Source organism: Faecalimonas umbilicata, assembly GCF_042846195.1.
GTDB classification, from domain to species: Bacteria; Bacillota; Clostridia; order Lachnospirales; family Lachnospiraceae; genus Faecalimonas; species Faecalimonas umbilicata.
Genome location: NZ_AP031411.1, coordinates 1,632,604 through 1,647,801, shown reverse-complemented (window position 1 = coordinate 1,647,801; position 15,198 = coordinate 1,632,604). Strand labels below are relative to the sequence as shown.

At 40.4% G+C, this 15,198-nt stretch carries 14 protein-coding genes; all 14 read left to right on the top strand.

What is annotated here, in order from left to right; all coding sequences use genetic code 11:
• Positions 1-53 precede the first annotated feature (53 nt).
• The 14 genes from ACGG81_RS07835 to ftsY all read left to right on the top strand — a co-directional run bounded on the left by ACGG81_RS07835 (position 54) and on the right by ftsY (position 15,178).
• The gene (locus ACGG81_RS07835) at positions 54-587 is read left to right on the top strand and encodes a YceD family protein (protein ID WP_008975391.1); all 534 of its coding nucleotides are present in this window, start codon (positions 54-56) and stop codon (positions 585-587) included.
• Positions 588-590: 3 nt separating this feature from the next.
• A complete protein-coding gene (gene rpmF, locus ACGG81_RS07830) occupies positions 591-767 on the top strand; it encodes a 50S ribosomal protein L32 (protein ID WP_008975392.1) in 177 nt (58 codons plus the stop codon).
• Between the two features lie 84 nt (positions 768-851).
• Positions 852-2,081 (top strand): AraC family transcriptional regulator, encoded by a 1,230-nt coding sequence (locus ACGG81_RS07825; protein ID WP_008975393.1) that lies wholly within the window; start codon positions 852-854, stop codon positions 2,079-2,081.
• 249 nt (positions 2,082-2,330) lie between these two features.
• Positions 2,331-3,878: an MFS transporter gene (locus tag ACGG81_RS07820; RefSeq protein ID WP_320852321.1), complete on the top strand. Its 1,548-nt coding sequence runs from the start codon at positions 2,331-2,333 to the stop codon at positions 3,876-3,878.
• 70 nt (positions 3,879-3,948) lie between these two features.
• A complete protein-coding gene (locus ACGG81_RS07815; RefSeq protein WP_009261968.1) occupies positions 3,949-4,317 on the top strand; it encodes a TM2 domain-containing protein in 369 nt (122 codons plus the stop codon).
• A gap of 23 nt (positions 4,318-4,340) precedes the next feature.
• Complete coding sequence (locus ACGG81_RS07810; RefSeq protein ID WP_120091215.1) at positions 4,341-5,225, top strand: sugar phosphate isomerase/epimerase; 885 nt, start codon at positions 4,341-4,343, stop codon at positions 5,223-5,225.
• Positions 5,226-5,239: 14 nt separating this feature from the next.
• The gene (locus ACGG81_RS07805; protein ID WP_008975397.1) at positions 5,240-6,433 is read left to right on the top strand and encodes a Gfo/Idh/MocA family protein; all 1,194 of its coding nucleotides are present in this window, start codon (positions 5,240-5,242) and stop codon (positions 6,431-6,433) included.
• 29 nt (positions 6,434-6,462) lie between these two features.
• A complete protein-coding gene (locus ACGG81_RS07800) occupies positions 6,463-7,467 on the top strand; it encodes a Gfo/Idh/MocA family protein (protein WP_120091216.1) in 1,005 nt (334 codons plus the stop codon).
• Between the two features lie 90 nt (positions 7,468-7,557).
• Positions 7,558-8,424, top strand: a complete 867-nt coding sequence (locus ACGG81_RS07795) for a sugar phosphate isomerase/epimerase (RefSeq protein WP_120091218.1) — start codon at positions 7,558-7,560, stop codon at positions 8,422-8,424.
• A gap of 177 nt (positions 8,425-8,601) precedes the next feature.
• A complete protein-coding gene (gene plsX, locus ACGG81_RS07790; RefSeq protein WP_120091219.1) occupies positions 8,602-9,636 on the top strand; it encodes a phosphate acyltransferase PlsX in 1,035 nt (344 codons plus the stop codon).
• A gap of 34 nt (positions 9,637-9,670) precedes the next feature.
• Complete coding sequence (gene acpP / locus ACGG81_RS07785) at positions 9,671-9,901, top strand: acyl carrier protein (protein ID WP_008975401.1); 231 nt, start codon at positions 9,671-9,673, stop codon at positions 9,899-9,901.
• Between the two features lie 77 nt (positions 9,902-9,978).
• A complete protein-coding gene (gene rnc / locus ACGG81_RS07780) occupies positions 9,979-10,668 on the top strand; it encodes a ribonuclease III (protein ID WP_009261963.1) in 690 nt (229 codons plus the stop codon).
• 7 nt (positions 10,669-10,675) lie between these two features.
• Positions 10,676-14,236, top strand: a complete 3,561-nt coding sequence (gene smc / locus ACGG81_RS07775; RefSeq protein ID WP_390107697.1) for a chromosome segregation protein SMC — start codon at positions 10,676-10,678, stop codon at positions 14,234-14,236.
• Between the two features lie 12 nt (positions 14,237-14,248).
• Positions 14,249-15,178, top strand: a complete 930-nt coding sequence (gene ftsY / locus ACGG81_RS07770) for a signal recognition particle-docking protein FtsY (RefSeq protein ID WP_009261961.1) — start codon at positions 14,249-14,251, stop codon at positions 15,176-15,178.
• Positions 15,179-15,198 lie beyond the last annotated feature (20 nt).

Genomic DNA, 15,198 nt, shown 5'->3' with positions numbered 1-15,198 from the left:
CAAACGCGTTGAACGTGATATAATAATTGAGGTGTGAATAGGAGAATTGTTTTATGATAATCAGCCTATTGAAAGTCGTGACAGCAGAAGATAAGACGATGCGTCTGAATGCAGAGATGGAACTGGAAGAGTTTCGCACAAAGGCTGGGAGATTTCCAATTATAGAGAAAGAGCCAGTAGAGTTTGTGATCCGGCATGTGAAGAACCGTCAGGTACTTATTTCCGGGAAAACAAAGGTTGTGATTTCGATTCCGTGTGATCGCTGTCTGAAAGAAGTGCCGTATGAATTTTTGATTGAGTTTGAGAAAGATGTGAATCTGAACGAATTGAATCAATCAGAAGCGCACGATGAAACAGCAGAAGAAAAGAATTATATTGACGGATATAATCTTGACGTAGACAAATTACTCTATAATGAGATTTTGATAGGATGGCCGATGAAAATTCTATGTTGTGAAGACTGTAAAGGAATTTGCAACGTATGTGGTCAAAACCTAAATGAGGGAACTTGTGACTGTGAAGACACAAGTCTTGACCCTAGAATGTCAGTTATCCGCGATGTGTTTAAGAATTTTAAGGAGGTGTAACCTATGTCAATTTGTCCAAAGAATAAATCTTCAAAAGCAAGAAGAGACAAAAGAAGAGCAAACTGGAAAATGAGCGCTCCGAATTTGGTAAAATGCAGCAAGTGTGGAGAATTAATGATGCCTCACAGAGTTTGCAAAGCTTGTGGATCTTATAACAAAAAAGAAATTATCGCTCAATAATAAGAGGATAAGGTTGAAAAGGAGGTTGGGAATCAGCCTCCTTTTTTTCCATTCTTTTTTTGCTTTAGAAAGAGGAGGAAGCATATGCAGGTTGATTTATGGAAAGTCCTTGAAGCCTTTCTGGAAAATTTTAATGTAAATCTGACATTGATTTCTTCAAAAGAAGATGACATCACGAAGTTTGATTTAGGAATCAGAAAGATTTTTGGGAATCAGAATACTTATGAGAAGATTGCAGCGTATGTCTGTGACACTTGTGAGAGCAGGAAACTGTATGTCTTGCAGGATGTTTTTGAAACGGAATACTGTATGTTCTGTCTGCCGGAAGAAGAGAGAAGTGTGGGAAACTACTGTTTGATCGGACCATATCAAAATGAAAAGGTAGAAGAGAACTGGCTGAATGAACTGGTGCAGACACATAAAATCCCTACAATTTATATGGGGGAACTTCAGGAATACTATCAGGCAATGCCGATTCTGCCAAACTATCAAGAGTTTAAAGAATGTCTGGTATCCATCATACGTATGCTATACAAAAATGAAGGGAAACTGGAAATCTGTTATCTGGATCACTTTACATGGACAGAAGAGCTTACTGCGCCGGAAAATCAGGAAGAGTCAAACTTGTCGGCGAACTTGATTGAAGAACGCTACAAAATTGAAAATGATCTTATGAAAGCAATTTCCCAGGGGAATATTGATGCGGCTCTGAATGCAACGGCCAGAATGTCCAGTTTTCGCATTGCAGATCGCTTTAAAGAAGCAAGCAGGAATTACAGGAATTTTTTGATTACTGCAAATACGCTTTATCGAAAAGCGGCTGAGATGGGAGGAGTACATCCTTATTTGATTGACAAGGTGTCCTGTGCGTTGGCAAAAAAGATAGAGACAGTTTGCACTCGTGCAGAGTACAGCCATTTTAATCGGGAAATGATTCGAAGATATTGTATGTTAGTACAAAATTATTCGTTTCAGAAATATACACCGCTTGTGCGAAAGGCGATGAATTATATTGAACTGAATATCAGTCAAGGGGTTTCTTTGAAAAATCTGTCGGAAGAGCTCAATGTGAATGCAAGTTATCTTTCCACGGTGTTTAAAAAGGAGATGGGGCAGACGGTGACGGAATATATCAATCAGCGCAGAGTAGAAATAGCCATTCTCTATTTAAACACAAGCTCTATGCAAATCCAGGACATTGCTTTCCGGGTGGGAATCTGCGATGTGAATTACTTTAGCAAAGTTTTTAAAAAGATCACCGGGATGACTCCGACAAAATATCGTGAAAAAGTGCTTTCAGCAACAAAAATGTAGAATAAGGAAATACAAAAGCTACAAAAAAGCAGCAGAAACAAAGGGGTTTCTGTTGTTTTTTTACATTGCAAGTCAAAAAAATAACAATTTTCCTTATTTCAGACAAAATTTTACTTATTTCTTTTGCGAATACATGTTAGAATGTCAGCATAAGGAGGGACGAGTAAATAATAGAAAGGGAACTCTAAAATACCATTTGCCTTGAGTATTTTCATTGATTTGAGAAATGAAAGAAAGAGGAAAATAAGAATGAAAAAACCTTTAGAAGAAAACGGTATCCACCGTGCGAAATTATGGGAGATAGCATTCTATGCATTGAATAATACTTCCACAAATATTTATATGGCATTGATGGGATATATCAGTTATTATCTGATTGGTATTGTCGGAGTAGGAGCAGTTTTAGCGGGTTCATTTGTTACTGTTATGAGAATTTGGGATGGTGTGACTGACCCATTTGTTGGCTTTGTTGTAGATAAGACAAATACAAAGTTTGGTAAAAATAGACCATTTATTGTAGTCGGACAGATTATTTTGTTTGTATCTTCATTTATCCTGTTTAATGTGACACCGAGTATTCCAAAAGCTGGAAGATTTCCATTTTTTGTTGTAGTTTATATGGTTTATATCATCGGATATACTTGCCAGTGTGTTGTTACAAAATCAGCGCAGTCTTGCTTGACAAACGATCCAAAGCAAAGACCAATCTTTGCTATGTTCGATTCTGTGTATAATGTTGTAGCATTGACAATGATTATTCCGATTTATATTTCTGGTACTTTGATTCCGAAATTTAACGTAACAAACGATGCTGGAGAAGTAACGCTTTCTGCATTCTATAACCCAGAAATGTTCCACCACCTTCAATTACTGTTTGGTTGTATCGCGGCAGTTTGTGCAGTGTTGGCAGTAATTGGTCTTTGGAGAAAAGACCGTCAGGAATATTTTGGAACTGGAGAAGTTGTGAAAGTCGGATTTAAAGATTATGTGGATGTGCTCGCACATAACCGTGCGATTCAGATGCTTGTTGCATCAGCTTCTTCAGACAAACTTAGTATGTCAATGAGAAACAATGCGACAATTATGATTACAATGTTTGGTGTTATTTGTGGTAATTATGCGCTTTACGGTTCTGTATCTGCATTAACATCCATTCCGGTTTGCCTTTTGACAATCCTTGGTATGGGATATATTGGAAGAAACTTAGGACAAAAGAAAGCTCTTGTAATCGGAACAATGGGATCAATCGCATCAGCACTTGGAATTTTCTTGTTAATGTGGCTCGGTGATCCAACATCTATGAAGCTTCCAATTGTAAACGGTATCAAAGGTTTGCTGAATCCGGCTACATGGTCTCCAGCTAACTGGAGCTTATTTGGACTGACATTTATTTTCCTGTATATTGTACTGGGAGGATTTATGAGTATTGCTTCATCCATCGTTATTCCGATGACGGCAGATTGTGCAGATTATGAAGTATATCGTTCGGGAAGATATGTTCCGGGACTTATGGGAACACTGTTTAGTTTTGTTGATAAAATCATCTCATCACTTGCGGCTACATTTGTTGCGCTGATGTTTGCAGCAATCGGTTTCACAAAGGAACTTCCGGTAGAGTCTACACCATACAGTGACGGAATCTTCTGGGTGACAATGGCATGCTTTATCGGAGCACCATTGATCGGATGGATCATCAACTTGATCGCAATGAAATTCTATCCACTTACAAAAGAAAAGATGGAAGAGATTCAGGAAGAAATTGCAGCAATCAAAGCAAAAGCAATGACAAAGAAATAATATTTACAAAGAATTGGTTAAAAGGGGGAGGATTCCTGGCTGACAGTCTTTCCCATGGGAGGTAACAGACATGAAAAAAAAGGAAAGACTGGACAGTCCGGAAGACATTAAAAAGTTTTTAGAGTTAGAAAATGAATTACAGAAAACAAAAGAGGCATATGGTATTGAAGAAAAGGAGACTTTGCTGCAAAAGTTCGCAGGGTGGTATCATAACCTGCTCAACAGCAGAGAAAAGCGGCTGGTAAGCCGTAAAACATACATATGGCTGGCAGTGCTCACAGGGTGGATGGGGGGACACCGCTTCTATACACATCAGTATAAGACAGCACTTATCTACCTGTTGACATGCTGGACTGGATTTCCGCTTGCAATGACGCTTGTGGATCTAATGATTGTCATTCCGATGCAGCCGGATGATAATGGAAAAGTATTGATTTAAAATTTTAGAAAGAGGTGGAAGAAATGGAACATATTTTAATTTCTGGATTTGCAGATGAAATTAGTCCGGATTTTGATGAACAGCTTCGTGTTGTGACTTCTCTTGGAATGGAGTACATTTCTCTTAGAACAGCAGACGGGAAAGGCATCGCAGATTATACAGCAGAAGAGGTTGAGGAAAAGCTTCTGCCAAGATTGCGGGAAGCAAATGTAAAAGTTTCTTCTCTGGGATCTCCGATTGGTAAGATTAACGTAGATGATGAAGAAGCATTTGAAAAACAGCTTGTGCAGATGGAAGAACTCTGCAAAATCTGTAAAGTGCTTGATTGTAAATATATTCGCATGTTTAGCTTCTTTATTCCAGAAGGAAAGAATGCCGATGATTACAAAGAGATTGTTATTGAAAAATTAAAGAAGTTTGATGCGATCGCAGCAAAATATAGTGTTGTTATGATCCATGAAAATGAAAAAGATATTTATGGTGATATCAAAGAACGATGCAAAATCATTTTAGATGCACTTGGAAGCCCGCATTTCAAATCAGTATTTGATTTTGCGAATTTCGTACAGTGTGGGGAAGATACAATGGAATGCTGGGAATTGCTCCGTGACCATGTCGCATACATCCATATTAAAGATGCTGTGACAACAGATAAGGAGAATGTCCTTTGTGGAACAGGTGAAGGAAAGATTGCAGAAATCTTAAAAAGAGCGATCAAAGAGGAAGGTTATCAAGGCTTCCTGACATTGGAGCCGCACCTGGTACTGTTTGATGCACTTCAGTCTCTTGAGACAGAAAATGCGGAAAATATTATTAAAGAAAATAAAGCAAAAGATGGTGCAGAAGGTTACTCCATGCAGTATCATGCTTTAATAGATATTTTAGATTCCATAGAGAAATCAAACTAAGGAGGAATATAAACATGGAAAAAGTAAGATTTGGTTTAATTGGTATTGGTGCGCAAGGTGGCGCGTATGCAGGATTTTTATCAGGAAAGGGTGGATTCCCAGGAATGCCGGCACCAGAATGCCCGCCGCACTGTGCATTAGGAGCACTTTGTGATATCGATCCTGAGAAGGAAGCAATGTGCAAAGAAAAATATCCGGAAGTTCCTTTCTTCAAAGATTGGAAAGAGATGGTTGCTTCTGGAACAGTCGATGCAGTAATCACAACTGTTCCACATTACTTACATACAGAAATCGCAATTTACTGTCTGGAACATGGAATGAACGTACTTGTAGAGAAACCAGCAGGGGTATATGCAAAATCTGTTCGTGAGATGAACGAGTGTGCAGCAGCTCACCCAGAGGTAGCTTTCGGAATCATGTTCAATCAGCGTACAAATAAATTATATCAGAAAGTAAAAGAAATCGTTGCTTCCGGAGAACTTGGAGAAATTCGTCGTTCTAACTGGATCATCAACTCATGGTGGCGTCCGGACAGCTACTACCGTCAGAGTGACTGGAGAGCTACATGGGGCGGAGAAGGTGGAGGTGTCCTTGTAAATCAGGCTCCTCATCAGTTAGACTTATGGCAGTGGATGTGTGGAGTTCCAAGCAAAGTATATGCAAAGATCATCTGCGGAGCTCACAGAGATATTATCGTTGACAACGATGTAACAATCGTTACAGAATATCCAAACGGAGCAACAGGAAGCTTTATCACATGTACACATGATCCAATCGGAACAGACCGTTTTGAGATCGACTTAGACGGTGGAAAGATTGTTGTGGAAGACAGCAAGAAAGCAACTGTATACCGTCTGAAAAAATCAGAAAAAGAATTAAATGATACAATGTCTATGATGGAACTTGTAAAACTGACTCAGGGAAATTCTTCAGGAGCAGACGGACTGTACGACATCGAAACATTTGAGAACACAGATGGATGGGGAGTACAGCACACAACTGTTATGGAAGATTTTGCAAAACACATCATCGAAGGAACACCGTTATTAGCTCCTGGAGCAGACGGAATCAATGGAGTAAACCTTGCAAATGCAACACTTCTGTCAAGCTGGTTAGGAAAAGAAGTAGAACTTCCTGTAGACGAAGATGTATATCTTGCTGAATTAAATAAGAAAATTGCAGAGGAAGGAAAATTCCCAACACGTTAATTTCACAATTGAAAATGGGAGGAGTTAGGATGAAGAGAGCAGCGATCATTGGATTAGGGGATATTTCCCAAATTCATATTGCGGGTATTCTTGCGAATCCGGAAATAACACTCTGCGGACTGTGCGACATCAATCCGGAGGCCAATCAAGGGCTTCCGGAAGGTGTCCCTTTCTTTACAGATTACAAAGAAATGGTAAAACAGACACAGCCGGACTGTGTCCATATCTGTCTGCCGCACTACCTGCACTATCCGGTTGCCAAAGAAGTAGCTGAGATGGGATGCAATGTGTTTTGTGAAAAGCCGGTAGCGCTTACGACAAAAGAAGCGGAAGAATATGTAAAATTAGAAGCAGAGCATCCAGAGCTTCATATTGGAATTTGTCTCCAGAATCGCTTGAATGAGAGTGTGGAGATGTTAAAAGAGCTGATTGATAGTGGAAAATACGGAAAAGTTACAGGAACAAGAGGAATTGTCCCATGGTATCGCGCAAAGGAGTATTACGACATCAAACCGTGGCGCGGGAAATGGGAAACTGCCGGTGGCGGATGTATGATTAATCAGTCTGTGCATACACTGGATCTTTTATATTTTCTTGGTGGAACTATCAAAGGGGTACATGCTTCGGTAGGTCAGCTTTTAGATTATGGAATTGAAGTTGAAGATACTGTGACTGCGAGACTGGAATATGAAAATGGTGCAAGAGGTCTGTTTTTTGCAACAAACGCTAATCATAAAAATGAATCTGTACAGATTGCAGTTCAGCTCGAACGAGGAGAATTTTTGATTCGGGATAATGTACTTTATGAAGTGCAAGAGGATGGTACCCAGAAAAAACTGATCGAGGATGAGAAGATGCCTGGAAGCAAGTTTTATTATGGTGCGAGCCATAGTAAACTGATTGCCAGATTCTACAAATGCCTTGAGGATGGAACAGATCACTATATCAAAGTGAAGGATGCAAAGATGAGCATTCAGCTGATTGACGCAATCCAGGAGTCTGGACGAACAAACAGTTATGTGATTGTGCGATAAAATGTCTCATGTAAAAACGTCATTTTTATCAGGCTGTGGTATGACGAAAAAAGATAACAGATTATTTTTATAATAATAGGAGGAACATCGATGAAAAAAGGATTAATTGGTATTCAGATGAGTACAATCAAAGATAAAATTGCAGAATTAGGTGCATATGGAACATTAAAAGCATGTGCAGAGCTGGGATATCACTGTGTGGAAGTATCTCAGGTTCCGATGACAGAAGAAAACGTAGCAGGAATGAAAAAAGCATGCGAAGAATTCGGAATTAAGATTGCAGCGCTCAGCGCAGCATTAGAGCCGATGATGCCAGGAATGCCTGGAGAATACCTTACAACAGATTTTGACAAAATCGTAGCTGACTGTAAGACATTAAACTGCGACATGCTTCGTATCGGTATGCTTCCGATGACATGTATGGGAAGCCGCGAAAAAGCGCTTGATTTTGTAAAACGTGCAGATGAGGTTGCTGGAAGATTAAAAGAACATGGAATTGATTTATACTACCACAATCATCATGTAGAGTTTGTAAAATATGATGGAGAATACTTATTAGACATCATCAAGAACAATACAAAACATATGGGATTTGAGTTAGATATCCACTGGATTCACAGAGGAGGAGAAAATCCGGTAGAATTTATTAAGAAATATGACGGACGGATTCGTCTGCTTCACTTAAAAGATTACAGAATCGGTGAAGTAAAACTTCCACAAGGAAAATTTGATCCTGAAACATTTATGGCTGCATTTACAAGCAATGTAGAATTTGCAGAAGTTGGAGAAGGTTCTCTTCCGGTAAAAGAATGTATCGAAGCAGGTCTTGCAGGAGGAAGCGAGTACTTCTTAATCGAGCAGGATGCAACTTATGGAAGAGATCCATTTGAAAGCTTAAAGATCAGCAAAGCAAACCTGGAAAAACTTGGATATGCTGACTGGTTTAATTTAGATTAATCTAGGAATAGAAAAAGAAAATAAAACAGACAGGGAACGAAACGATCCTGTGACAAAAAATCGCTTTATGGGTAAACATAAAGCGATTTTTGTGATAGAGGAAAGTACAAAAAATTATATTGATTTTTGCAGAGATGTCTAGTAATATTATTAATAGTAATGCTGGGAGGAATGAATATGGCTGATTTAACAAAAGTAGTTCTGGATGCAATGGGCGGCGATCATGCACCTGGTGAAATGGTGAAAGGTGCTGTGGATGCCGTCAGCAGACGTCAGGACATTAAAGTTTTTCTCGTCGGACAGGAAGCTGTGGTCAGGGAGGAACTTGACAAGTATACATATCCGAAGGAGCAGATCGAGGTTGTCGGCGCCACTGAAAAAATCGAGACGGCAGAGCCGCCAGTTATGGCAATCCGCAAGAAGAAGGATTCATCGATTGTTGTTGGGATGAATCTTGTAAAGAAGGGAGAGGCAGATGCTTTTGTCTCTGCTGGAAATTCTGGTGCAGTTCTTGTCGGAGGACAACTGATTGTTGGAAGAATTAAAGGCGTGGAGCGTCCGCCGCTTGCACCGTTGATTCCAACAGAAAAGGGCGTCTCTCTTTTGATTGACTGTGGGGCAAATGTGGATGCAAGACCGTCACATTTAGTGCAGTTCGCAAAAATGGGATCTGTTTATATGGAGAATGTGATGGGAATAGCGAAGCCAAGAGTCGCAATTGTTAATATCGGTGCGGAAGAAGAGAAAGGAAATGCACTTGTAAAAGAAACATTCCCACTGTTAAAGGCATGTAAGGATATTCATTTTATCGGCAGCATTGAAGCAAGAGAGATTCCACATGGGATGGCAGACGTAATTGTCTGTGAAGCGTTTGTTGGGAATGTTATCTTGAAGTTATACGAAGGTGTCGGAGCAACGCTCACAAGCCAGATAAAAAAAGGGATGATGTCTACATTGAGAAGTAAGATTGGTGCACTGTTAGTAAAACCAGCTTTGAAGCAGACATTGAAATCGTTTGATGTCAGTGAACATGGTGGGGCACCGCTTCTCGGATTGAATGGACTTGTCGTGAAGACGCATGGAAGTTCTTCGGCAAAGGAAGTTTCCAATTCTATCATACAGTGTGTGACCTTCAAAGAACAGAGGATCAACGAGAAGATCAGAGAGCATATTCAGAAAGAAGAAAAGCAAAAAGACGAAACAACATCCTAAAAATCAAGTGGAATAACAGAAAGGAAATCAAGTTATGGAATTCGAAAAATTACAGGAAATTATTGTGGACGTATTAAATGTAAATCCGGATGAGATTACAATGGATACAACGTTTGTAGATGATCTCGGAGCAGATTCGCTGGATATTTTCCAGATCATTATGGGGATTGAGGAAGCATTTGACATTGAAATCGCAAATGAAGATGCAGAAAGCATTGTAACAGTTGGGGATGCAGTAGAACAGATCAAGAATGCTACAAACTAACAGCAGGCGATATTTCTATTATTTTATAAATGAGAAAGCCCTTCCGGGCTTTTTCGTTTTATCAGAGGAGAATCAGAATGCAGAGATTAAAGGAATTAGAAAAGAAAATCGGTTATACATTTCAGAAAAAAGAATTGCTTCAAAAGGCGATGATGCACAGTTCTTATACAAATGAAAAACATATGAAAAAGCAAGACTGCAATGAACGGTTGGAATTTCTCGGAGATGCAGTATTAGAACTTACAACGAGTGAAGCACTCTTTTTTGACAATCCTTCTATGCCGGAAGGTGAATTGACGAAAACGAGGGCAAGCATTGTCTGTGAGCCTGCGCTTGCATTTGTTGCAAAGGAATTGATGTTGGGCAGCTATCTTTTACTCGGAAAAGGTGAGGAAGCAACTGGTGGACGGCAGCGAGACTCAATTACTTCGGATGCTGTGGAGGCATTGATCGGAGCGATTTATTTAGATGGTGGTTTTGCTAGTGCAAAAGAGTTCATTCAAAAATTTATTTTGTCAGATCTGGAAAACAAAAAGCTCTTTTATGATAGCAAGACTATCCTTCAAGAGATGGTTCAGGCGAAATTTACAGAAAATGTAAGATATGTGCTTGAAAAGGAGGAAGGTCCAGACCATAACAAATCTTTTACAACGTCTGCCTACATTGGAGAGGAATGCTACGGAACCGGAAGTGGAAGAACAAAAAAAGCTTCTGAGCAGGAGGCGGCATATCAGACGATTTTGATGCTGAGAAAGAAAGAACAGTAGGTGGAAGATGTATTTAAAAAGTATCGAAGTGCAGGGATTTAAGTCTTTTGCGAATAAGATTTTGTTTGAGTTCCATAATGGAATTACAGGGATTGTAGGACCAAATGGAAGTGGAAAAAGTAATGTCGCTGATGCAGTGCGCTGGGTGCTTGGAGAGCAGAGGGCAAAGCAGCTGCGTGGAGGATCGATGCAGGATGTTATTTTTTCAGGGACAGAGAACCGCAGACCCTTAAGTTATGCTTCGGTTGCAATCACATTGGACAATGCGGATCATCAGCTCCCGGTTGACTATCATGAAGTGACTGTCACAAGAAAGTTATACCGTTCTGGGGAAAGTGAATATCTGATCAATGGAACTGCTTGCAGGCTGAAAGATGTGAATGAGCTTTTTTATGACACTGGGATTGGGAAAGAAGGATATTCGATCATCGGGCAGGGCCAGATTGATAAGATTTTAAGTGGAAAGCCGGAAGAGCGGAGAGAGCTTTTTGATGAAGCGGCAGGGATTGTCAAATTTAAGAGACGAAAATATCTTTCTGTCAGAAAGCTGGAAGACGAGAGACAGAATCTCGTTCGTGTCAATGATATTTTGTCAGAACTTGAGAAACAAGTGGAGCCACTGAGAAGGCAGTCAGAAACAGCTAGAATCTATCTGAAGAAAAAAGAAGAATTAAAAATTTATGATATTAATATGTTTTTAATGGATACGATTCGGCTGAAAGAACAGATGGAAACCGCTCAGCGATCTTTTGATGATGCCAACAGAGAACTGACAGAAGCAAAGGAAAAGCAGGAAGCGTTGAAACATGCCTATGAGAAACAAGAACAGAAACTTGCTGAAGCTGAATTGGAGATGGATGGGTGTCGCACAAAGCGAGATGAAAAAACATTGGCAAAACAGCAGACGGAAAGTCAGATCCAGGTATTGGAGGAACAGATCCGGACTGCGAAGATGAGCGATAGCCATTATGATCAGCGTCTTCTGGCAATTACAAAAGAATTAAAAGAGTATCAGGAACAGAAAGCAGCGTTCGCAAAAGAGCAGGAGCAATTGGGAGAAAAGATTTCTGGCGCAAAGAGAGAAGAGCGTCAGGCAGAAGAAAATCTAAAGGAAATCCAGACGCAGATTGCAGAACTTCTTGTGGCGGTAGAAGAAAAGAAAAATGATACGATGCAGTTATTGGAAAATCGTGCTTCAACAAAAGCAAAGCTGCAACATTATGATACGATGATGGAGCAGACAAAAGTTCAGAGGGCGCAGATGAATCAGCGACTGATCGAGATGAAAAGTAACTCCGGAGAGCAGGAAGCACAATTAAAGAAATATGAGGAAGATTTTCTTGCAGTCCAGGCGGAAATCGAAAAGCATCAGGCGGAGAGCAATCGTCTGGAAGATGAGATCGAACAGCTTCAAAAACAACTGAAAGATCAAAATGAGCAATTGCAGATCGGTCAGACAACATTTCACAGAGAGAAGTCAAGACTGGAATCTCTTAGAAACTTGACGGAGCGGTACGATGGTTATGGAGGAAGTATCCGCAAAATTATGGAACGAAAAGAGGAAGAAAAAGGGCTTCTTGGGGTAGTGGCGGACTTGATCAAAGTTGATAAAACCTATGAGATCGCGATTGAGACAGCGCTTGGGGGGAACATTCAGAATATTGTTACGGATTGTGAGGAGACTGCAAAACGCATGATCGATTTTCTGAAAAGGAACAAGTATGGACGTGCGACCTTTTTACCATTGACTGCAATCAACGGAACCTCCGGGATTCGACAACCAGAGGCATTACAAGAGAAAGGGGTTATAGGACTTGCAAGCACACTGGTAGCAGCAGATCCTAAGTATCAAAAACTTATTGACCATTTACTTGGCAGAACAGTTGTTGTTCATACCATTGAGGATGGAATTGCACTGGCAAGAAAATACAGACAGTCTCTGCGGATTGTGACACTGGAAGGAGAACTGATGAACCCCGGCGGTTCCATGACAGGAGGATCTTTTAAAAATACAAGCAATCTTTTGAGTAGAAGGCGCGAGATTGAAGAGTATGAGAAAGCGGTAAGAAGGCTGTATCAGGAGATGCAGCAGATGCAATCTGCTGTGATTCGGGATAAAGAGAAGCGGACAGCTTGCTATGCAGATCTTGAAAAAAATCGAGAAATTCTTCAAAACCTGTATGTGAAACAAAATACGGTAAAGATGAATCTTGCACAGGCAAAAGAGCGACAGGGAGAAACGAGCCAGGCATTTACCGATATTCATCAGGAGGGAATGCGGCTGGAACGTCAAATGGCAGAAATTTTTGAAAACAAAGAGTCAATCCAGATGGAACTTGAAACGTCTGAATTACTTGAGAAAGAATTTCAGCGCAGAATCCAACAATTGCAGAAAGAAGTTGAGCAGAAGAAAGAGAAGGAAGCAATCTATCTGAAAAGTGCAGAGGCAGCACATCTCGAGAGTGCTGCACTGGATCAAAAAAATCTATTTTTGCAGGAAAATGTGAAACGAATGGAAGAAGAAATGTTTCGCAGATCACACGAGGAGGAAACACTTCAAGCCGGAAAAGAACATGCGGCAAATGAGATTGCGGATCGGGAAGGGCAGATTTTAAAACTACGTCAAACGATCGTACAGCTGAGTGAAGAACTTCATGCAGCAAAAGAGGAACTGACGTCTTATATGGAGCAGAAAGAGAAACTTCAGCTTGTACAGAAAGAAATTTTCCAGAGCCGGGAAGAATTATCCCGTCATCTTTCTGATCTGGACAAAGAAACTTTTCGCTTGGACAGCAAAAAGACTGCTTTGGAAGAGCAGACTGAAAAGTTGATGAATTACATGTGGGAAGAATATGAACTGACCTATTCTCATGCACTGGAAATGAGAAAAGAAGAGCTGATTGATCCTGTGCTTCTAAAGAAAGAAATTCAAAGATTAAAAACAGAGATCAAGGCGCTTGGCACAGTCAATGTCAATGCGATTGAGGATTACAAAAATGTGCTTGAGCGCTACGAATTCTTAAAAGGACAGCATGATGACCTTGTGGAGGCAGAAAAGACTTTGGTTCAGATTATTGAAGAACTGGATATTGCGATGCGGAAACAATTTGAAGAACAGTTTGCAAAGATCGCAAAGGAGTTCGACAGTGTATTCAAACAGCTTTTTGGCGGAGGAAAGGGAACGCTCGAATTGTTAGAAGACGAAGACATTCTAGAAGCGGGTATTCGCATTATTGCACAGCCGCCAGGGAAAAAACTGCAAAATATGATGCAGCTTTCTGGTGGAGAAAAGGCGCTGACGGCCATTGCACTTTTGTTTGCTATCCAAAATTTAAAGCCATCCCCATTTTGTCTTCTTGATGAGATTGAGGCTGCGCTTGACGATTCGAATGTGACGCGTTTTGCAAAGTATTTACATAAACTGACCAAACATACACAATTTATCGTAATTACGCACAGGCGTGGTACGATGACAGCGGCAGACCGTCTATACGGAATTACGATGCAGGAGAAAGGGGTATCGACATTGGTGTCGGTAAATCTTTTGGAAGATGAGTTAGAAAAGTAGGAGGAAATAGATATGGGAGAAAAAAAAGGATTTTTTAAACGACTGGTATCTGGACTTGCAAAGACAAGAGATAACATTGTATCAGGAATTGACAGCATTTTTAATGGATTTTCAAGTATTGATGAAGATTTCTATGAAGAACTGGAAGAGATACTGATCATGGGAGACTTGGGAATCCATGCGACGATGCAGATCATTGAAGATCTGAAGGCGAAGGTAAAAGAGAACCATATTAAGGAGCCGGCAGAATGCAAGCAGCTTCTGATTGACAGTATCAAAGAGCAGATGAGCATCGGAGATACGGCATATGAATTTGAAAATCGTACTTCCGTTGTTCTTGTCATCGGAGTAAACGGTGTTGGAAAGACGACAACAGTTGGAAAACTTGCAGGAAAACTTCGAGAAGAAGGAAAGAAAGTTGTTTTAGCAGCGGCAGATACTTTCCGTGCAGCAGCAGGGGAACAACTTACCGAGTGGGCGAGAAGAGCAGATGCCTATATGATCGGAGGTCAGGAAGGAGCAGATCCGGCGGCGATTGTTTATGATGCAGTACAGGCTGCAAAAGCAAGAAAGGCGGATGTACTGCTATGTGACACGGCAGGGCGTTTGCACAACAAGAAAAATCTGATGGAAGAGTTAAAAAAGATCAATCGGATCATTGACCGGGAATTTCCGGAAGCATATCGTGAAACACTTGTTGTATTGGACGGAACAACCGGACAGAATGCGCTCGCACAGGCAAGAGAATTTAAAGAAGCAGCAGATATTACAGGAATTGTTTTGACTAAATTAGACGGAACAGCTAAAGGGGGAATTGCTGTGGCAATCCAGGCAGAACTTGGCATTCCGGTGAAATATATTGGTGTCGGAGAACATATCGAGGATCTTCAAAAATTTGATCCAGATGAGTTTGTAAATGCATTGTTTGCGACAGAAGAATAAAAGATAGATGGAGCGGGATT